The 18871-nt window shown below is 70.9% G+C and carries 18 protein-coding genes; 9 read left to right on the top strand and 9 right to left on the bottom strand.

From position 1 onward, the window contains the following. Positions 1-787: 787 nt before the first annotated feature. From pstB to ABH920_RS06875, 6 genes are all read right to left on the bottom strand, one after another. Positions 788-1564 carry a phosphate ABC transporter ATP-binding protein PstB gene (gene pstB, locus ABH920_RS06900; RefSeq protein WP_194916896.1) on the bottom strand — a complete coding sequence of 259 codons (777 nt, stop codon included), beginning with the start codon at positions 1562-1564 and terminating at the stop codon, positions 788-790. 12 nt (positions 1565-1576) lie between these two features. Further along, complete coding sequence (gene pstC / locus ABH920_RS06895; protein WP_370347966.1) at positions 1577-3643, bottom strand: phosphate ABC transporter permease subunit PstC; 2067 nt, start codon at positions 3641-3643, stop codon at positions 1577-1579. Between the two features lie 218 nt (positions 3644-3861). Beyond that, positions 3862-5049, bottom strand: coding sequence for a phosphate ABC transporter substrate-binding protein PstS (gene pstS / locus ABH920_RS06890; protein ID WP_370347964.1), 1188 nt, complete (start codon positions 5047-5049; stop codon positions 3862-3864). 309 nt (positions 5050-5358) lie between these two features. Further along, positions 5359-6273, bottom strand: coding sequence for an NUDIX domain-containing protein (locus ABH920_RS06885; protein WP_370347962.1), 915 nt, complete (start codon positions 6271-6273; stop codon positions 5359-5361). Continuing rightward, a complete protein-coding gene (locus ABH920_RS06880; protein ID WP_370347960.1) occupies positions 6273-7214 on the bottom strand; it encodes a CHAD domain-containing protein in 942 nt (313 codons plus the stop codon). The genes ABH920_RS06885 and ABH920_RS06880 overlap by 1 nt, the downstream gene beginning before the upstream one ends. Before the next feature lie 309 nt (positions 7215-7523). Then, positions 7524-9617: an RNA degradosome polyphosphate kinase gene (locus tag ABH920_RS06875; protein WP_370347958.1), complete on the bottom strand. Its 2094-nt coding sequence runs from the start codon at positions 9615-9617 to the stop codon at positions 7524-7526. 216 nt (positions 9618-9833) lie between these two features. On the opposite strand from ABH920_RS06875, the gene ABH920_RS06870 reads away from it, so the two are divergent. Both ABH920_RS06870 and ABH920_RS06865 read left to right on the top strand, forming a co-directional pair. Further along, positions 9834-10538 carry a hypothetical protein gene (locus ABH920_RS06870; protein ID WP_370347956.1) on the top strand — a complete coding sequence of 235 codons (705 nt, stop codon included), beginning with the start codon at positions 9834-9836 and terminating at the stop codon, positions 10536-10538. After that, on the top strand, positions 10528-11244 hold the full coding sequence (locus ABH920_RS06865) for a class F sortase (RefSeq protein ID WP_370347954.1): 717 nt from the start codon (positions 10528-10530) through the stop codon (positions 11242-11244). Before ABH920_RS06870 ends, ABH920_RS06865 begins: the two co-directional genes overlap by 11 nt. Positions 11245-11316: 72 nt before the next feature. On the opposite strand, the gene ABH920_RS06860 is transcribed toward ABH920_RS06865, so the two are convergent. The 3 genes from ABH920_RS06860 to ABH920_RS06850 are packed head-to-tail and all read right to left on the bottom strand — an operon-like array spanning position 11317 to position 13432. Then, a complete protein-coding gene (locus ABH920_RS06860; RefSeq protein WP_370347952.1) occupies positions 11317-11697 on the bottom strand; it encodes a hypothetical protein in 381 nt (126 codons plus the stop codon). A 2-nt stretch (positions 11698-11699) separates the two neighbouring features. Continuing rightward, positions 11700-12638 carry a mycothiol synthase gene (gene mshD, locus ABH920_RS06855; protein ID WP_370347950.1) on the bottom strand — a complete coding sequence of 313 codons (939 nt, stop codon included), beginning with the start codon at positions 12636-12638 and terminating at the stop codon, positions 11700-11702. Continuing rightward, complete coding sequence (locus ABH920_RS06850; protein WP_370347948.1) at positions 12635-13432, bottom strand: response regulator transcription factor; 798 nt, start codon at positions 13430-13432, stop codon at positions 12635-12637. Before ABH920_RS06850 ends, mshD begins: the two co-directional genes overlap by 4 nt. 115 nt (positions 13433-13547) lie before the next feature. On the opposite strand from ABH920_RS06850, the gene ABH920_RS06845 reads away from it, so the two are divergent. From ABH920_RS06845 to ABH920_RS06815, 7 genes are all read left to right on the top strand, one after another. After that, positions 13548-14807, top strand: a complete 1260-nt coding sequence (locus ABH920_RS06845) for an alpha/beta hydrolase (RefSeq protein ID WP_370347946.1) — start codon at positions 13548-13550, stop codon at positions 14805-14807. Continuing rightward, positions 14807-15058, top strand: a complete 252-nt coding sequence (locus tag ABH920_RS06840; RefSeq protein ID WP_370347944.1) for a MoaD/ThiS family protein — start codon at positions 14807-14809, stop codon at positions 15056-15058. The genes ABH920_RS06845 and ABH920_RS06840 overlap by 1 nt, the downstream gene beginning before the upstream one ends. 53 nt (positions 15059-15111) lie before the next feature. Next, positions 15112-16374 carry a hypothetical protein gene (locus ABH920_RS06835; protein ID WP_370347942.1) on the top strand — a complete coding sequence of 421 codons (1263 nt, stop codon included), beginning with the start codon at positions 15112-15114 and terminating at the stop codon, positions 16372-16374. Next, positions 16371-17132: a DUF2993 domain-containing protein gene (locus ABH920_RS06830; protein ID WP_370347940.1), complete on the top strand. Its 762-nt coding sequence runs from the start codon at positions 16371-16373 to the stop codon at positions 17130-17132. Before ABH920_RS06835 ends, ABH920_RS06830 begins: the two co-directional genes overlap by 4 nt. A 250-nt stretch (positions 17133-17382) precedes the next feature. Next, positions 17383-17916, top strand: a complete 534-nt coding sequence (locus tag ABH920_RS06825; RefSeq protein ID WP_194910193.1) for a sigma-70 family RNA polymerase sigma factor — start codon at positions 17383-17385, stop codon at positions 17914-17916. Further along, positions 17913-18602, top strand: a complete 690-nt coding sequence (locus tag ABH920_RS06820) for an anti-sigma factor (RefSeq protein WP_370347938.1) — start codon at positions 17913-17915, stop codon at positions 18600-18602. Before ABH920_RS06825 ends, ABH920_RS06820 begins: the two co-directional genes overlap by 4 nt. 100 nt (positions 18603-18702) lie before the next feature. Beyond that, positions 18703-18783 (top strand): Ms5788A family Cys-rich leader peptide, encoded by an 81-nt coding sequence (locus tag ABH920_RS06815; protein ID WP_344661945.1) that lies wholly within the window; start codon positions 18703-18705, stop codon positions 18781-18783. The last annotated feature ends 88 nt before the right edge of the window (positions 18784-18871 follow it).

Below are 18871 nucleotides of genomic sequence, written 5' to 3'. Positions count from 1 at the left end.
GATCCGGGACTCGGCGACCAACACTCGGACCGCCGCCGAGGCGGGGGGTTGGGGATCCCTCAGAGTCTCGAGTGCCCCCGCCGGAGGCGCCTGCTTTTGACTTCAGGTGCCCACCACACGCGGCCGCCGGCCGCCGACCTAACGCATGCGCAGTGACTCGGACCCGCGCGCGGTCGTGGACACCTATTCCGCCGGCCGCCAGCGCAACCTGCGGGGCACCACCGAACTGCGTCCCCCAGCGAGGTCACCAAACCTTAGGCGAAGCCGTAAAAAGGCTCTTAAAACCCACCAACAAACTGCACCCGCCCCAGCCACCTATGCCCCGCACCCCGCACCCGCACCCCGCACCCGCACCCCGCACCCACACCCCGCACCCACACCCCGCACCGGTCATGTCCACTGGAGTGGTGTAAGTAGTCTTCGGCAGTGAATCCCCAGGTCGCGGCTATTGCATTGGGCATCTGGGCACATCCATGAAGATCACCACACGCTGGGGCGCGTTCTGCATCCCGCCAGCGACGAAGATTGCTTACACCACGCGGGTGGACGCCATCCCCGCACCCGCACCCGCACCCGCGAGACCGCCAAAAGTTCGCCTGTAAACCCACAGACAAACCGCACCTCACCACCTCACCACCTCACCGCACACCCCACCCACCCGACCCCGCCCCCCGAATCGAGCCCCACCCCCCACCACCCCCCGAAAAACCCAAAGGCCCCCAGCACATCCCTCGAGTGCTGGGAGCCTCCGGCAAAGACGGCCGAAGCCGCCCGCTCTAGCCGACCGTCATCCGAACCGGCCGGTGATGTAGTCCTCCGTGGCCTTCTCCGTCGGGTTGGCGAAGATGCGGGAGGTGTCGTCGATCTCGATCAGCCGGCCGGGGGTCCCGGTGCCGCTGATGTTGAAGAACGCCGTGCGGTCCGAGACGCGCGCCGCCTGCTGCATGTTGTGGGTCACGATGACGATCGTGTACTCCGACTTCAGCTGCGAGATCAGGTCCTCGATCGCCGTGGTGGAGATCGGGTCCAGCGCCGAGCACGGCTCGTCCATCAGCAGGACGTCCGGGCTGACCGCGATGGCGCGGGCGATGCACAGGCGCTGCTGCTGGCCGCCGGACAGGCCCGCTCCCGGCTTCTTCAGGCGGTTCTCGACTTCCTTCCAGAGGTTCGCGCCCTTCAGCGACTGCTCGACGATGTCGTCCAGTTCGCTGCGCTTCTTCACGCCCGCCAGGCGCAGGCCCGCGGCCACGTTCTCGTAGATGCTCATCGTCGGGAACGGGTTCGGGCGCTGGAAGACCATGCCGACGTGGCGGCGGACCGCCACCGGGTCCACCTGGGCGCCGTAGAGGTCCACGTCGTCCAGGGTGACCTTGCCCTCGACGCGCGCGCCCGGGATGACCTCGTGCATGCGGTTCAGGGTGCGCAGGAAGGTGGACTTGCCGCAGCCGGAGGGGCCGATGAAGGCCGTCACGGTGCGCGGTTCGATGGTCATCGAGATGTCCTCGATGGCGCGGGTCGGGCCGTAGTAGGCGTGCAGGCCCGCGACGTCAATGCGCTTCGCCATAATCGATCTCTCCTAGGCCCGGCCGGGCTTCTTCCACCAGGCGATGATCCTGGCGATGATGTTCAGCAGCATGATGATGATGATCAGCAGCAGCGCGGCGGACCACGTGCGGTCGTTGGAGGCGTGCTCCGACGAGGTGTAGGTGTTGTAGATGACCGTCGGCAGCGTCGCCTGTCCCTGGACCCCGCTGAACGGGTTGGGGTTGATGTAGGCGACGTAGCTGACCACCAGCAGGATCGGGGCCGTCTCGCCCATCACGCGGGCCACACCCAGCATCACCCCGGTGACGATTCCCGGCAAGGCCGTGGGGATCACCACCCGGGTGATGGTGCGCCACTTCGGCACGCCCAGGGCGTAGGACGCCTCGCGCAGCGAGTCCGGCACCAGCTTGAGCATCTCCTCGCTGGAGCGGATCACCACCGGCAGCATCAGGATCATCAGCGCCAGCGCGCCGGCGAAGCCGTTGGCGTACTGGTGCAGCGTGATGATCCACAGCGACAGGATGAACAGGCCGGCCACGATCGAGGGCAGGCCCATCATCACGTCCACGAAGAACGTCACCGCCTTGGCCAGGACGCCCCGGCCGTACTCCACCAGGTACACCGCGACCAGGATGCCGATCGGCACCGCCATCAGCGTGGCCAGGCCCGCCTGCTCCAGGGTGCCCAGGATGGCGTGGTAGACGCCGCCGCCGGTCTGGGACTCGTCGATGTTGCGCAGCGAGTGGGTCAGGAAGTCGACGTTCAGCGCGTGCACGCCGCGCGAGATCACCAGCCACAGGATGGACAGCAGCGGCAGCACCGCGAGCACGAACGTGGCCACCGTGGCCCCGCCGGCGAACCCGCTGCGCAGCCGGCGCGTCGGCGAGGGCGAGACCAGCACGTCGCCGCCGATCGCGCCGTGCGCCGCCCGGCGCGGCCGGGCCCGGCCCGCCGCGTCGTCCGCGGCCACCTCGCCGGGATCGTCCTTGGCCTCGAAGGCCCCGCGCCGGTCCGGCACGTCCGCGGCCTCGACGTTCGCGGTGGAGGAGGACTCCATGCTCATCGAGCGGCCACGGCCGCCGCGGAACACCGAGAACAGGCTCCAGCGCTCGTCCTCAGGGGTCCCGGCGCGCGCGGTGATCCGCCGGGCCAGCAGGTTCACCAGGAACGTCACCACGAACAGCACCAGGCCGGAGGCGATCAGGGCGCCCTGGCCGACCTTGAACGCGCTGCCGAACTGCAGCGCGATGTTCGCGGCGATGGTGTTGCCGCCGGGCTGCAGCCACTTGGTGACGAAGTTGTAGCTGACCGACAGCACCATGGCGACCGCGATGGTCTCGCCGAGCGCGCGGCCGAAGCCCAGCACGATCGCCGAGCCCACGCCGCTGCGGCCGTAGGGCAGCACCGCGAGCTTGATCATCTCCCAGCGGGTGGCGCCCAGCGCGTAGGCGGCCTCCACCTGCTCGCGCGGGGTCTGCAGGAAGACCTCGCGGGAGATCGCGGCGATGATCGGCAGGATCATGATCGCCAGGATCACGCCGGCGGTGAACACCGAGCGGCCGAAGATGCCCGAGGAGAACATCGGGATCCAGCCCAGGATGTCGGAGACGAACTGGGAGGCGCCCTGCATGTGCGGCACCAGGAACAGGATGCCCCACAGGCCGTAGACGATCGACGGGACCGCGGCGAGCATGTCGATGATGAAGCCGAGCGCCTGCGCCAGCCGGCGCGGGGCGTACTGGGTGATGAACAGCGACACCCCGATGGCCACCGGCGCCGCGATCGCGATCGCGATCGTGGAGGTGACCAGGGTGCCCCAGGCCGCCGCGCCGATGCCGAACTTCGCCGGGGAGTCGTCCGGGGCCCACTGGCCGGTGTACGTCAGCACGTTGGCCTTGTTCACCGACAGCGCGTTGGTGGCGCGCCAGATCAGGAAGATCGCGATCGCCGCCATCAGCAGCAGCAGGAAGATCGCCGCCGCGCGGACGGTGCCGGAGAAGACGGCGTCGCCGCGGCGGGTGCCGGAGTTCAGGGAGTTCGCGTCGGAGCCGCCGCGGCGCGGCGTGGGCCGGGTGGCAGTCGGCGCTATGCCGCTCATTCGGGTCCTGCCTCGTCGCTCGGGCGCCCAACGGCTAGTGCTGGGCCCGGAAGAATTCTGTTCACTGCGGGTTTCGATTCCGTTAGACCAAAACGGACAAGCCGGGACGGCCCGGGTTCGGTGGCGTTCCGGCACCGACACGTCGGAGCCGATCGGTGGTCACCGACGGCTCCGACGTGTCGCATCGTTCAGCTCTGTCCTGCTGGCGCCGGGCCGGTTCAGCTCAGGCCGTTGAAGACCGCGCCGACCGCGGTCTGCTGGTCCGAGGTCAGGGCCACGTAGCCCAGGCCCTCCAGCTGGGACTGCGCGCCGCTGCCGGCCGTGTAGGCCAGGAAGTTCTTCAGCAGCGGGAGCTTGCCCGAGTCGTTGCCGGCCGAGCAGACGATCTCGTACGTCACCAGGACGGCCGGGTACGCGTCGTCCGAGGCGTAGGTGTAGTCGAAGTTGAACAGGTAGTTCCCGCCGGTGGTGTCCACCTTCGCCTTGCTGATGAAGTTGGCGGCGTTGGTGGCGGTCAGCGGCACGAACTTGCCGGCCGCGTTGCCGACGTTGGCGGTGGGCAGGTTGTTCGAGGTGGCGTAGGACACCTCGGCGTAGCCGATCGCGCCGGAGGTGCTCTTCACGGCCTGCGCGACGCCCTTGGAACCCTGCGCGGACTGCCCGGAGGCGACCGGCCACTGCTTGTTCGCCGCGGTCGGGAAGTCGGTCGGGGCGGTCTTGTTCAGGTAGTTCGAGAAGTTGAACGAGGTGCCCGAGGCGTCCGACCGGTGGAAGGTCTGGATCGCCAGGTCGGGCAGCGTCACGCCGGCGTTGTCGGCGACGATGGCCGGGTCGTTCCACTTGGTGATCTTGCCGTTGAAGATCTTGCCCAGGTTCGACGCCGACAGGTTCAGCTTGGTCACGCCCGGGACGTTGTACATCACCGAGATGATGCCGGGGACGGTGCCCACGGACAGCGCCTTGCCCCCGGTGCAGCGGGCGTCCGCCTGCGGCTGCTGGGTGGCGTTCAGCGGGTAGTCCGAGCCGGCGAAGTCGGCCTGCTTCTGGATGAACGCCGTCACGCCCGGGCCGGAGCCGGTGCCGTTGTAGCTGATGTTCGTGCTGTTGCCGCACTTGGTCTGGAAGTCCTTGATGAACTTCACGATCGCGGTGTTCTGAGCCGTCGACCCCTGGCCGGAAAGCGTGCCGTTGGCGCAGGTGATGGCGCCGCCGCCGGCCGAGGAGGAACCGGAGGAGCTCGAGGTGCTGCCGCCCCCGGCCGCCGACGTGGTGGACGAGGAACCGCCCGAGCTCGACGACGAGGAGTTGTTGTCAGAACCACAGGCCGTCAGGCCGGCCATGGCGAGAGCCAGAACTCCGGCGCCGACCGCGGCACTGCGCCCATTGAAACCAGCGTGGATCTTCACCGGGAAGTCCCTTCGAATCATCGGAAGTCTTTGCATGCGCTGTCAACGACGAAGCTAGGGAGGCCAGGTGAATCGATGGACGGGTGAAGGTGAACGGGGGGTGAACGGTCCCGGGCGCTCGGGGTCTGGATGCCCTGGCCAGGGCCGGTAAATGTGTCGCCACGGAGGGTTTTCGCAAACCTCACCCGAACGGCGGTGCACGGCCGGGCGCGCATCTGCGGTCCACCCTGGGAAATCTGTGGTCCGGCACGGAAAACGACCGCCGCGACGTTGACAACACACGCTCGGTGCTGTCCTCGCGGAAAAATCTCAGGCCTTGAGCCGGTCCACCGCCACCACGCCGCCCTCGCGGACGTGCAGCACCCAGGCCTCGGCGGGCGCCAGGGCCCGGCGCCCGGAGTGCACCGCCTGCCCGAGCGGGCTCTCGGCGAGCAGTTCGGGCAGCACCGGCCGGTGCGTGCAGCCGACGGTCGCGTGTCCCGACTTCAGGACCTGCCGCAGCCAGGCGCGTCCGGCGTCCGGGTCCTCGTCCTCGCCGAGCGCGCTGTCCTGGGCCAGCTCGGTGCCGGCGGACTCGGCGGTCGGCCGGAGGGTCGTGACGCACCGCACGTACGGCGAGGCCACCAGCGCCGCGTCCCCGTACGCGGCCAGCACCGGAACCAGCTCCCGGGCCTCGACCCGGCCCTCGGCGGTCAGCGGACGCTCCTGCTCGGCGCCGTCCCAGCGCTTGCGCGGCACCGCCTCGGCGTGCCGCAGCAGCATCACCGGAACGGTGTCCACCGGCGCCGCGGCGAAGGCCCGCAGCAGGTCGCGGTCGGTCTGCCGGGTCAGCCGGGCCAGCGCGGCCGGCAGGTCCAGCCAGTCCAGCCGGTCCACCTCGGAGTTCGGCTCGAAGTCGGCGTCCACGGCGGCCTGCGCGGCCCAGTACTTCACCCGCTTCATGCGCGCCGGGCCGCCGAACGAGACGTCGTACACCTGCGTCGGCAGCCGCCGCCCGAGGACCACCGGGTACCCGGTCTCCTCGCGCACCTCGCGGACCGCCGCCTGCACGTAGCCCTCGCCGTGGTCGAGCTTGCCCTTCGGGAAGGACCAGTCGTCGTAGCGCGGCCGGTGGATCAGCGCCACCTCGGGCCCGGTGCGGCCGGGGCGCCACAGGACGCAGCCGGCGGCCCGGACCCGGATCGCGGGCGATTCCCCGGCGGCGGCGTCGGCGTCGGCGTTCATCAGTGTGCGGACCTCTCTTGTACCGCCAGCGGCGCGGTGCTCCGGGCCCGGAGCACGGCCAGGCGTTGTTCCTCGTGCAGTCTTCCCAGTACATAGCCGGTCGAGGCGGCTATGCGCGGCGTGTCGGCCGCCCGATGGACGCACGCTGCGGCCAGGACCGCGTCGCGCTGCTCGCCGAGCGCCTCGACGATCCGGCCCAGCCGGACCAGCAGGTCCGCGGGGTCGTCGCCGGCGATCATCGTACCGGCGGGCCGGCACAGCTCGCCGGTGTGCAGCGCGGCCCGGGCCGCGTCCTCGGCGGCCAGCCAGGCGGCGTCGCCGGCGGCGTCCTCGGAGGCCAGCGGAGCCGGCAGCTCCTCGATCCGGCGCACGAACCCCTCGTAGGCGTCCTCGGCCAGGCCCGGCAGCACCTGCCGGCAGGGCCGCTCGGCGGCCGGGGTGAGCGGGACGTCCCGGGCCAGCGTGGCCATCCGGTCGGCGAGCGCGTGGAAGGCCGGGCCGACCAGCGCCGCGGTGGCCTGGCCGTGCGCCGAGGAGCGCTCCCGGTCCAGCATCCGGGTCAGCAGGGTCCGGGTGCGGGCCGCGCCGCCGTCGGGGTAGCGCCCCTCGGCGATCCACTGGTCCAGCGGGGCCAGCAGCCGCGGGCGCACCGCGTCGGCGTCCCGCTCGGCGCCGAGCACCACCGCGGTGCCGCGCAGCTCCCGGCCGAGCTCGTCGGCCCAGGCCGCGTCCACCAGCTCCCGGCACGCCGCCAGGGCCGTGGCCACCCGCAGGCACGCCGCGCGCAGCCGCACCGCGGCCGGCTGCTGCACCGGCAGCGCGCTGTGGGTCAGGAAAGCGCGCGACTGCTCGGCGAGGTACCCCCGCACCGCCAGTCCCGCCGGTCCGTCCGGCGTGGCCGTCCCGAATCCGGCCATCGCGCGCTGAGTCGCTGCATCCATGTGTCCGCCACTGCCCCCACGACGTGTGTCAGGCCTTTGCCTGACGGTTCGGTTCCGCCGTTGCCCGGATGGCGGCACTGTTCTTTGTTGCTGGTCTCACCTGTGCGATCCGTCCGACCCCGTGCACACCCCCACGCTCGATTCCACGCCCCGCTCCGGGTCCGGGATCACGCCCGGGCCCGAGCCCGAGCTGAAGCCCTCCAAGGCCAAGCCCTCCAAGGCCAAGCCCCCCAAGCCCAAGCCCACAGCGCGGACCGCCCGGCGTCGTCGCCGGACGGCCCTGTGTGCGTGTTCCCGCCCCCTCCGCGCTCATCCGGCTCGCCGGCTCCACCAGTTGGCGCGTTCGGAGATCAGCGTGTTCTGCATGTCGGCCAGGGGCGAGCCGTCCTCGGCGTACTCGCTCCGGGTCCAGGTGCCGTCGCCGGCCAGGTCCCAGGCCGCGGTCTTGGGGTCCATCGCCATGTCGAACAGCGCCGAGATGGCCCGCCGCTGCACCGGCTCGACCAGCCGGACCAGGGCTTCCACCCGGCGGTCGAGGTTGCGGTGCATCAGGTCCGCGCTGCCGATCCACACCTGGGCCTGCTCGTCCAGGCCGAACACGAACGCCCGCGAGTGCTCCAGGAAGCGGCCCAGGACACTGCGGACCCTGATGTTCTCGCTCATCCCCTCGATCCCCGGCCGCAGGGCGCAGATGCCCCGCACCCAGATCTCCACCGGGACGCCGGCCTGCGAGGCCTCGTAGAGCGCGTCGATCAGGTCCTCGTCGACGATCGAGTTCACCTTGATCCGGATCCGCGAGGGCTGTCCGGCCTCGGCCAGCTCGCGCTGCTGCCCGATCAGCTCGATGAGCCCGCCGCGCAGCGCGTTCGGCGCGGTGAGCAGCCGGCCGAACTTGGTGGGATGGGCGAACCCGGACAGCCGGTTGAACAGGTCCGACAGGTCCGCGCCGATCTCGTTGTCGCAGGTCAGCAGGCCCAGGTCCTCGTACAGCCGGGCAGTCTTGGGGTTGTAGTTGCCGGTGCCGACGTGCGCGTAGCGGCGCAGGACCGCGCCCTCGCGGCGCACCACCAGGGACAGCTTGCAGTGCGTCTTCAGGCCGATCAGGCCGTAGACCACGTGGCAGCCGGCCTGTTCCAGCTTGCGGGCCCAGGAGATGTTGGCGTGCTCGTCGAACCGGGCCTTGATCTCGACCAGCACCAGCACCTGCTTGCCGGCCTCGGCGGCGTCGATGAGCGCGTCCACGATCGGCGAGTCGCCGCTGGTGCGGTACAGCGTCTGCTTGATCGCCAGGACGTCGGGGTCCTCGGCGGCCTGCTCCAGGAACGCCTGCACGCTGGTGGCGAAGGAGTCGTAGGGGTGGTGCAGCAGGATGTCGCGGCGCCGGATCGCGGCGAAGATGTCGGCCGGCTTGCCCGGGCCCTCGTCGGCCAGGTCCGGGTGGGTCTTGGTGACGAACGGCTTGAAGCGCAGCTCGCTGTACTCCCCGGACTTGCCGATGTCGGCGATCTGGTTCAGGCCGGTCAGGTCCAGCGGCGCGGAGATCTTGAAGACCTCGTCCTCGTTGATGTCCAGCTCGCGGATCAGCAGGTCCAGCACCTGCGGCCGGATGTTCTCGTCGACCTCCAGGCGCACCGGCGGCCCGAAGCGGCGCCGCATGAGCTCGCGCTCCAGCGCCTGCAGCAGGTTCTCGTCGGTGTCGGCCTCGACTTCCAGGTCCTCGTTGCGGGTGACCCGGAAGGCGTGGTGGTCCAGGATCTCCATGCCCGGGAACAGCAGCTCCAGGTGCGCGGCGATGACGTCCTCGACCGGCACGTACCGGCCGGGCTTGGACTCCACGAACCGGGGCAGCAGCGGCGGCACCTTGACCCGGGCGAAGTGCTCCTGCCCGGTGTCCGGGTCGCGCAGCGAGACCGCGAGGTTCAGGGACAGGCCCGAGATGTACGGGAACGGATGCGCCGGGTCGACCGCCAGCGGGGTCAGCACCGGGAACAGCTGGTAGCGGAACAGCTGGAACAGCTTCTCGCGCTCCTCGGAGTCCAGCTCCGCCCAGCGGATGATGCTGATCCCGACCGCCGCCAGTTCGGGGCGCAGCCGGTTCTGGAACTCCCCGGCGTGCCGCGCCATCAGCTCGCCGGTCTCCGTCAGGATCCGGCGCAGCACCTCGCGCGGCGGCAGTCCGGAGGCCGAGGTGGTGGCCACCCCGGTGGCCAGCCGCCGGCGCAGGCCGGCGACCCGGACCATGTAGAACTCGTCGAGGTTCGAGGCGAAGATCGCCAGGAAGCGGGCCCGTTCCAACAACGGGACCTGCTCGGCGTCCTGGGCGAGTTCCAGGACTCGTTCGTTGAAGCGAAGCCAGGAGATCTCCCGGTCCAGGAAGCGGGTCTCGGGGGCCGGGCCGGTCATGATTCCGAGCTTGACACGCGGGTGTGAACGGCGGGTATCGAGAGGGTGGATTCTCGGCGTCCGGGTGAACGCGTGCGCCATCCGGGCGAAAATGCGCTGCTCAACAGGTGAAACCCCTTCCGCGACGGTATCGATGGATCTGGAAGGTGTACCCCGCTGGGGTCCACCGTTCCCTGCTTTTGCCACTTCGAACCCTGCACGGAGGAGGCCCCCGCGATGTTCGGGATGAAGACGCTGGTGGTTGGTGGCGGCGCCGTCGCGCTGTTGTGGATGATGAACAACCACGCGAGCGCCGGGAGCCTTGTGGACACCGTGCAGAACGGCGCGTCCACGGTGTCCAACGGCGTCCAGAGCGTGCAGAGCGGTGCGCAGACCGTGTCGAACGGGGTCTCGGCGGTCCAGAACGCGCTGAACGGCGTGAGCACCGGCACCAGCACCAGCTCCAGCAGCGGCGCCAGCGGGAGCAGCGGCCTGAGCGGCCCGGCCGTGGAGCTGAACCCGAGCGCGGCCAGACCCGGGCAGCAGGTCGTGATCACGGTCCCGACCTGTATCCAACCCGACTCCGGGACCGCGACGTCCTCGGTGTTCACCAACAACGGCTCGGTCTCGCTGACCCGCAACCCCAAGGGCGCGGGGCTGGCCGGCACCGCGACGATCGTCTCGAACGCGCAGAACGGCCAGTGGTCGGTGAACGTCACCTGCGGCACCGGCTCCAACAGCCTGAACGGCGTCACCAGCATCACGGTCTACGGCGGCACCAACCCCGCCCCGACCAACCCGCCGAAGGCCGGCGGCGGCGGTTCGGTGATGAAGGGCGACCTCGGCATGACCGCCGGCGGCGTGGCCCTGGTGGTCGGCGGCGTCGGCTACGGCCTGTGGAGCATGCGCCGCCGCGGCGCCGACGGCACGCATGCCGGCTGATTCCTCGCCGGCGGCGGGCCCGGACGGCGGCGGCGCCGATCCGGGCCCGTCTGCTCGGCGGCCGGCTGCGGGCGGCGGCCGACCGCTCGGCCGGCACAAGCTGGTGAAGGTCGTGATCGCGGTGGTCGTGGTCGTGGCCGGCGCGAAGCTGCTCGGCAGCGGCGTGACCGCGCTGTCCGGACCGCCCTCCCCGACCCAGGGCGCGCTGTTCGGCAGCTGGTCCGGCCCGGCGGCCGCGCCGCTGGAGCGCTCGGTGCCGCTGCGCGTGCAGGTCCCCTCGGTGGGCATCGACGCCCCGCTGATCCGGCTCGGCCTGGACCGCGACGGTGCGGTGGCGGTCCCGCCGATGTCGGTGCCGACCGAGGCGGGCTGGTTCACCGGCGATCCGACGCCGGGCGAGCGCGGCGCGGCGGTGATCGTCGGCCACGTCGACACCGACTACGGCCGCGCGGTGTTCTACCCGCTGGGGAACGTGCAGCCCGGGGCGCTGGTGATCGTGGACCGCGCGGACAAGAAGCACGCGCAGTTCCGGGTGACCTCGGTCGAGGTGGTCGACAAGGACCGGTTCCCGGCGCAGCGGGTCTACGGCAGCGACGACGGCGGGACGCCGCAGCTGCGGATCATCACGTGCGGCGGGGCGTTCGACGGGAAGCATTACGCGGACAACCTTGTGGTGTACACGCAGCTGGTCGGGGTCACGGGCTGAGTGAGGCCCGAGGCTCGAGGGTCGCGGCTCGCGGCTCGCGCCGATCGGCGGTCCCCGAGTCCCGCCCCGGACTCAGGGCACGTCGATCCAGCGGGCAGCCGCCTCGAAAGTGGTGTCGGGTTCGGTGTTGAAGGCGATCGCCGCGTCCGGGGCGTGCCGGCGCACCAGGTTGACCACCTGCTCGAACAGCTCCCCCTCGGACCGGCGCACCCCGCCGCCGACCACGACGCACTCCCACGACCGCGCGGCCAGCGCGGCGGCGACGACCGCCGGGATGTCGTCGCTCCCGTCCAGGCCGAACAGGCAGGTCTCGACCCCGACGCCGTGCTCGGCGAACCGGGCGATACCGCGGTCGATCGCGTCGGCGGCGGGCTCGGGGTCCCACGGCCCCGGGACCCGGTAGGGGTCGAGGCCGATCACGAGGACCCGGGCGGGGCTCGGCGAGGTGTCCATACTCAGACTTGATACATGATGTCCGCGCTGCGGCGCGTGAAGCCGAGCTTCGTGTAGACCGCGATCGCGGGGGCGTTGTCGGCCTCGACGTAGAGGATGACCTCTTTCAGGCCGCGGTCGTGCAGGTAGCGAAGGCCGACCTGGGTCAGCGTCCGGCCCAGGCCGCTGCCCTGCTCGTCCGGCTCCAGGCCCAGGACGTAGACCTCGCCGACCGGGCCGTCGCCGTCCTCGCCGTAGGCGCTGTGGTCGTGCACCTTGGTCCAGTGGAAGCCGGCCAGCTTCGTGCCGCGCCAGGCCAGGAAGAAGCCCTCCGGGTCGAACCAGGGCTGTGCGATCCGCACGCGCAGGTCCTCGACCGTCATCGAGCCCTGCTCGGGGTGGTGCGCGAAGGCCCGGGCGTTGACCGCGACCCAGGCTTCGTCGTCGACGCCGGGCCGGAACGCCGCGATGCGGATGCCCTCGGGCAGCGCCGGCGGCGGCACGTCATCCAGGGGCCGGGCCATCACCCACAGCTCGCGGACCGGTTCCAGGCCGCGCTTCGCGGCCAGCGCGGCCGCGGCGGGGAGCGCGCCGTGCGCCCACACGCGCACCGGCTTGTCGCCGCGCCGCACCTTCATGCGCAGGGAGTCCAGGAGGGCGCCGCCGACGCCTTGGCGGCGGGAGTCGGGCGCGACCACGACTTCCGCGGTCGGGCCCTCCTCCGGGTTCGACTTGTCGAGCACGGCGTAGCCGATCAGCTCCGAAGCCTGATCCGCACTGGCCAGGCGCCGGGCCACGAAGTGCCAGGCGTCGGTCTCGCCGGGGTGCTCCAGGTGGAGCAGCACCTGCTCGGGGAGCGGTGCCACTCCGTCGGTCCGCTCGGCGGCCTCGGCGAGGGACCGGATGGTGGCGACGTCCGCCTCGTTCAGTCGGCGGACGACGCCGATGGAGATACCTGTCACCCCACCACGGTACGGGGTGCGATCAGCGCGTCGGACGCTCGAACCTCGTCGGCGCCTTCCTCGGCGGACTCGGTGCCGGCGCTGGAGCCGGTGGCGGCGGGGGTGGAGCCGTTGCGCTTGTCGGGCATGACGAAGCGGTAGCCTACGTTGCGCACCGTCCCGATCAGAGCCTCGTGTTCGACCCCGAGCTTGGCGCGCAGCCGCCGGACGTGGACGTCCACGGTGCGGGTGCCGCCGAAGTAGTCGTAGCCCCACACCTCCTGAAGCAGCTGTGCCCGCGTGAACACCCGGCCGGGGTGCTGCGCGAGGTACTTGATGAGCTCGAACTCCTTGAAGGTCAGATCGAGCACCCGGCTTCGGACGCGGGCGGTGTACGTGCCCTCGTCGATGGACAGGTCGCCGCTCCTGATCTCCAGCGGCACGTCCTCGGCGACCGCCCCGGCCGCCAGCTTCCCGACCGCCAGCCGCAGCCGGGCCTCGACCTCGGCCGGGCCCGCCGAGTCCAGCAGGACGTCGTCGATGCCCCAGTCCGCGGTCACCGCCGCGAGCGCGCCCTCGGTGGTGATCAGCAGCAGCGGGCAGTCCACCCCGGTGGTGCGCAGCAGCCGGCACAGCGACCGCATCTGCGGCAGGTCCCGGCGCGCGTCCACCAGGATCGCGTCGGCGGGCGGGGTGTCCAGAAGGGCGGATGCCTCCGCCGGCGCAACGCGGACGTTGTGCAGCAGCAGGCCGAGGGCCGGAAGGACCTCGGAGGAGGGGGTCAGTGAGTTGGTCAACAACAGCAAACTGGACATCCGCGGATCGCTCCTCTTTTGTCCGGGGGCGCCTCTTGTCACACCCGCCAGAAAACACACAAGAGGACCCGTGGGGCTTCGTCGCCCGGATCCTCTGTGAGAAAGGATAGCCGTCATGAAGCGTTTCCCCGAGGTTTCCGTGCCGGAGTTCACACGTATTTTACCTGGACAAAGGCGCAGCTCGGGGCACACAGAGCCCGGTCAGACGCTGTTGACGGCCGATGGCGTCCGGCTGAACGCCGTGCACAGAGGGGGTGTCGATCGACGCTGGGCGTTCGTCCTGTGCCACGGTTTCAGCGGCTCCTGGCGCACCGGCGACATGGCGCACATCGCCGCCATGTTGCGTCCGTATGGCGGAATCATCGCGTTCGACTTCCGCGGTCACGGACTGTCACACGGAAGATCGACGCTCGGTGATCTCGAGGTGCTCGACCTGCACGCCGCGGTGGAGTGGGCCCGCGTCCTGGGTTACGAGAATGTGGCGACGGTCGGTTTCTCCATGGGAGCTTCGGTGGTCGTACGGCATGCGGGCCTGTGCGGCTCCGGCGTCGGCCCGGGCTCCGCGACGGACGCGGTGGTCTCAGTGAGCGGGCCGGGATGGTGGTTCGAGCGCTCCACACGACCGATGAAATTGGTCCACTTTCTGGTGGAACATCCCCTCGGCCGCATGGTTTCCGCCTGGCATCTGAAGACGCGCATCCTGCCCGGCGGCTGGGACCCGGTCCCGGAGTCGCCGGTGGAACTGGTGGGCCGCATCGCACCGGTGCCACTGCTGGTGGTCCACGGCGACGCGGACAAGTACTTCCCGCTCGGCCACGCCGAGGCGCTGTACGCGGCGGCGGGGGAGCCGCGGGAGCTGTGGGTCGAGCCCGGGTTCGGACACGCGGAGGCCGCGGCGGCTCGGGAGGCGGCGGGGCTCGAGATGGTGGCGCGGATCGGGCGATGGGTGCGGGGGCTGCCGGTTGGCGGCGACAGCATTGGTGAAGCTGCTGGCGCGCTGTCCGGGGAGGACGATCGGGAGCACGGATATAGAGGACGGGACGGCGGGCCCGGAGAAGCAGGCGGCGGCGAGGCGGCAGGCGACAGCGAACCCGGCACGGCTGGCGGCGGACTTGGCAGGGCGAGCGGCGGCGGTAGCGGCGTGGGCCGACTCGGCGAAGGCGTCGGCGGATCCGGCAAGGCTGGCGGCGGCGATCGCGGCGCAGCAGGCGACAGCGAACCCGGCAAGGTAGGCGATGGCGAGCTGAGCGCAGGCGGATTCGGCAAGGCCGGCGGCGGCGATCGCGGCGCAGCAGGCGACAGTGAACCTGGCGTGGGTGAACCCGGCGCGGGTGAACCCGGCAAAGCGGGCGAAGTCATGGAAGGCGAGGCGTGATGAGCGGGCTGATCCGCTACTGGGCGGCGGCGAAGGCGGCGGCGGGTGTCGCTGAGGAGGCGTTCGAGGGCGAGGTGCTGGCCGAGGTGCTGGCCTCCGCGGTGGCGCGGCACGGGGTGCGCCTCGGCGAGGTTCTGCGGCGGGCGTCGTTCCTGGTGGACGGGGCGCCGGTGGGGCGGCGTGACCCGTCCGACGTGCGGTTGGCCGAGGGGGCGGTGGTCGAGGTGCTTCCGCCGTTCGCCGGAGGCTGAGCGACTCGGCTGATACCTTGCAGACGGGTAGGCGTCGGCAGGAGGAACTCAGGGTGGGCGAGTACACGGGCCGACGGCGTGGGCGGGCGGCTTCTGAGCCGTCGGCGCAGGAGCCCGAGTACGTGTATCCGGAGGACCCCGCCTACCAACAGGGTTACTTCGCCGATGACTCCTCTTATGCGCAGCAGCAGCCTGAGGGCTACGGATACGAGTACGGCTACGAGCAGCCGGTAGCGGAGTACCAGGGCTACGAGGCCCAGCAGCAGTACGGGTATGAGGCGGCCCCGGTGTACGGACAGGCGCCGCCGCACCAGGGCTACGAATACGCCCCTGAGTATGCGCCCGAATACGCCCCGGACCCCGCCTACGGGTACCAGAACGCCCCCGGTTATGAGCAGTACCCGAGTTACGAGCAGTACGACCAGGGTCAGGGTTACGACCAACAACAGGGCACGTATTACGAGGACTACCCGCAGGAGGGCTACCAAGAGGCCCATCCCCAAGTCGGGTACCAGCAGGACGGTTACCAACAAGAAGGCTATGAGGGCTATCAAGAGCCCTACTACGAAGAGCCTTATGAGGAACCGCCTGTCCAGTCCCGCCGTCGCCGTTCCGCACCTGCCGTCGAGTCATACGCCGAGTCATACGCCGAGCCGTACGCCGAGCAGTACCCGGACGAGTACTCCGGCGACTACGCCGGCGAGTACTCCAACGACTACGCACCCGCGCGCGAAAACCCAGTCCGCCCCCGCCTCTCCCCTCTCCAGCACCTCCCCTACGCCGGCGCAGCGACCGCAGCCTTGGCCGTCACCGCCTTCGTCTCCGCCAAAGCCGTCGCCGTCGCCGTCCTCCCGCTCCAACTCGTCGTCGCCTGGGCCGTCCTCGACCTCGCCGGCTTCGCCTCCCGCCGCACCGCCGTCCTCGCGGCGCTCCCGGCGATGGCCGGCGCCGCCGCGGCCTTCAAGTTCCAGCCCGACGACGCCGCGCTCCCGGTCGCCGCGGGCCTGGGCGCCGGGTTCGTCCTGGTCGCCGCGGACGCCGTCTTCCGCGCCCGCCGGCACGGTGTCGAGCCCGGCGCGGTGCGCGCCCTCGCCGCCGCCTCCTCGGCGCTGCTCTTCGCGGGTCTGACCGGCCTGTTCCTGCCCGCCGCCGTGCTGCACCTCTCCTCGGTCGCGGTGGGGGCGGGGGTCTGCGCGGTGCTGTCGGTGTCGGCCGCGCGCAACGCCGAACTGGGGGCGAGCCGGGCCGCGGTCGTCGCGATACCGGTCACGATCGCCGCCCTGGCTTCATACGCCGCGGCTATCCTCGTCCCATGACTTCCGAGGAGGGGCTCGACCAGTTGCAGTGGCAGGCGCATCCGCCGCCGGTCAGACGTCGCAAGTGGCCGACCAGGCTGGCGATCACGCTGCTGGTGCTCGTGGGTCTGTTCGTGGCCGCGGACCGGATCACGGTGGGCATCGCGGAGAGCCAGATCGCCAAACGCATCCAACAATCGCAGAACCTCCAGTCCAAACCGTCCGTCACCATCGCGAACTTCCCGTTCCTGACCCAGCTGATCGGCATGAAGCTGGACAAGGTCTCGGTCGACGCGCGCGGCATCACCCGCAACGGCGTCCGGGTCACCGATCTGCACGTCGACCTCAAGGGCGTCGCGCCCTCCGACGGCTTCAAACAAGCCGACGTCGACCACCTTTCCGGCACCGCGCTGTTCAGCTGGACCGACATGGAGTCGGCGGCCGCCGCGCAGGGCCTGGACGTGACGCTGGCCGAGGGGCCGGACAACACCGTCCGGGTCACCGGCAACGTCCCGGGCCTGGGCAAGACCACTCTGCAGAGCCACCTGTCGCTGGCCGGGGGCAACCGCCTGCAGCTGACGGCGTCGAAGGTCGAGTCCTCCTCCCTGGGCCTGGGCGGCCGCGTCCCGCGCGAGCTGGACTTCCCGATCGACGTCGGCACCCTGCCGATGCAGCTCACCCTCCAGATGGCCAACATGCAGACGTCGGCCGACGGGCTGCGCGTCTACGCCGAGGCCGACCACGTGCTGGTCACCGGTTCGGGCGTGTCCTCCAACTGAGGTCTCGCGGCAGACCCCAGGCGGACGACGGGCACCGTCCGTCCCGCGATCCAGATATACGTACGCGCCCCGGCGGCGGTTCGATCTCGCGGACCGTCGCCGGCGGCCACTGTCGCCACCAGCGCTTCCTCAACTCCGCCGCACCGTCCGGCCCGATCCGCTGTCGAACGATCACCGGCGATGCCATCATCGGCGTGTGACGTGGTGGCGGCGGGTTGAACCAGAACCTCCGGCATTCCGTGTCCCCGGTGTGGACGTCGCGAGCGCGGACGCGGAGCGTCTCAGATCCCTCTACGCGGACCACGCGGGTCCGCTACTGGGGTACGTCCTCAAACTGACCGACGGCGACCGAGGCCGGGCCGAGGACGTGGTGCAGGAGACGTTCCTGCGGGCCTGGCAGCACGCCGAGGCGTTCGCGCCGGACCGCGGCTCGCCGCGGGCCTGGCTGTGCACGGTCGCCCGGAACATCGTGGTGGACCAGGCCCGCGCCCGGCGCTCCCGCCCCCGGGAGGTCGGCGACGAGGGACTCGCGCTGGGGACCGCCCGCGAGGCGGTCGTCGAGGACGATCACGACCGGATGCTGCTGGGATGGGAGGTGGCCGAAGCCATGACGACACTGAGCCCGGACCACCGTGCGGTGCTCCGGGAGACGTACTTCAAGGGCCTGTCCGTGTCGGAAGCCGCCGACGTACTCGGCATTCCCCCAGGTACCGTCAAATCGCGCACCTACTACGCGTTGCGCGCGCTGCGGGCCGCTTTCGAAGAACGGGGGATCAAGCCGTGAACCGGGAAGCAGAGGTGCGGCCCGGTGCCTGCGACAACGAGGACCTGCGGATCGCCGTCGGGGCCCTCGCGCTCGGGGCGCTGGATCCGGACGAGGCCCGCGAGGTGCGCCGGCACATGGCCGAGTGCCCCGAGTGCCAGGAGGAGTACGCCTCGTTCGTCGGCGTGAAGCGGGTCATGGACATCGGGCTGGTCGGGGCGCCGATGCCGGAGCTGCCGGAGCCGGTGCCGCCGCGCCGGCGCTCGCCGTTCCGCAGCCCGGTTCCGGCACCGTTCCGCGCGCCGCGCCGCCGCCGGATCCTCGTCGCCGCCGGCAGCTTCGCCGGGGCCATGGCCCTGGTCATCGGCGGTTTCTGGGCCGGGCACAGCCGGACCGCGAACGCCCCCGGCGAGGCCCTGCCCGCCGTGACGCAGAGCGGCGTGACCGCCCAGATCTCCTACCAGGACCACGGCTGGGGGACCTCGGTCACCGCGACGATGAGCGGGACGCCGAACGGCCTGAACTGCACGCTCTACGTCGTGGCCAAGAACCACGCCGTGGTCCAGCTCTCGAACTGGCGGTCGGTCGCAGGCAAGGCGATCGCGATCCCGGCCGCGACCGCGCTGCCCGCGGCACAGATCGACCACTTCGAGGTCAAGGTCACGGGCTGGGGCGCGTACGACATCACCGTGCCGATGACCTCCTGAAAGCCCGGCGTGACCAGCACGGTGTAAAAAACGTAAGACCGTCGTCTCACAGTGCGGTACGTGCGTGACACCGCCCCGAGGCGTCTCTAGAGTCGGTGACATGAAGCAGCAGGCGGACTTCACCAAGCGACGCGCAGTCGATCTGTGCCGCGTCGCCGCCTGCCTGTGTCGAATGCGCTGACCCCGGAGGGTCGGCTGCTTCCGTGACCCCGTCTTCGTGGGGACACGACGCCCGACCGCTGTAGGACGGGCGGCCCTCTGCCATCAGC

It is taken from the genome of Catenulispora sp. EB89, assembly GCF_041261445.1.
GTDB lineage: Bacteria > Actinomycetota > Actinomycetes > Streptomycetales > Catenulisporaceae > Catenulispora.
The sequence above is the reverse complement of the archived record's forward strand: the minus strand, read 5'-3'. Positions and strand labels throughout refer to the sequence as shown.

Coding starts and splice junctions, on each gene's coding strand:
- pstB (WP_194916896.1), bottom strand. CDS start 1,564: ATGGCGAAGCGCATTGACGTCGCGGGCCTGCACGCCTACTACGGCCCG.
- pstC (WP_370347966.1), bottom strand. CDS start 3,643: ATGAGCGGCATAGCGCCGACTGCCACCCGGCCCACGCCGCGCCGCGGC.
- ABH920_RS06885 (WP_370347962.1), bottom strand. CDS start 6,273: ATGAACGCCGACGCCGACGCCGCCGCCGGGGAATCGCCCGCGATCCGG.
- ABH920_RS06880 (WP_370347960.1), bottom strand. CDS start 7,214: ATGGATGCAGCGACTCAGCGCGCGATGGCCGGATTCGGGACGGCCACG.
- ABH920_RS06875 (WP_370347958.1), bottom strand. CDS start 9,617: ATGACCGGCCCGGCCCCCGAGACCCGCTTCCTGGACCGGGAGATCTCC.
- ABH920_RS06870 (WP_370347956.1), top strand. CDS start 9,834: ATGTTCGGGATGAAGACGCTGGTGGTTGGTGGCGGCGCCGTCGCGCTG.
- ABH920_RS06865 (WP_370347954.1), top strand. CDS start 10,528: ATGCCGGCTGATTCCTCGCCGGCGGCGGGCCCGGACGGCGGCGGCGCC.
- ABH920_RS06860 (WP_370347952.1), bottom strand. CDS start 11,697: ATGGACACCTCGCCGAGCCCCGCCCGGGTCCTCGTGATCGGCCTCGAC.
- ABH920_RS06850 (WP_370347948.1), bottom strand. CDS start 13,432: ATGTCCAGTTTGCTGTTGTTGACCAACTCACTGACCCCCTCCTCCGAG.
- ABH920_RS06845 (WP_370347946.1), top strand. CDS start 13,548: ATGAAGCGTTTCCCCGAGGTTTCCGTGCCGGAGTTCACACGTATTTTA.
- ABH920_RS06840 (WP_370347944.1), top strand. CDS start 14,807: ATGAGCGGGCTGATCCGCTACTGGGCGGCGGCGAAGGCGGCGGCGGGT.
- ABH920_RS06830 (WP_370347940.1), top strand. CDS start 16,371: ATGACTTCCGAGGAGGGGCTCGACCAGTTGCAGTGGCAGGCGCATCCG.
- ABH920_RS06815 (WP_344661945.1), top strand. CDS start 18,703: ATGAAGCAGCAGGCGGACTTCACCAAGCGACGCGCAGTCGATCTGTGC.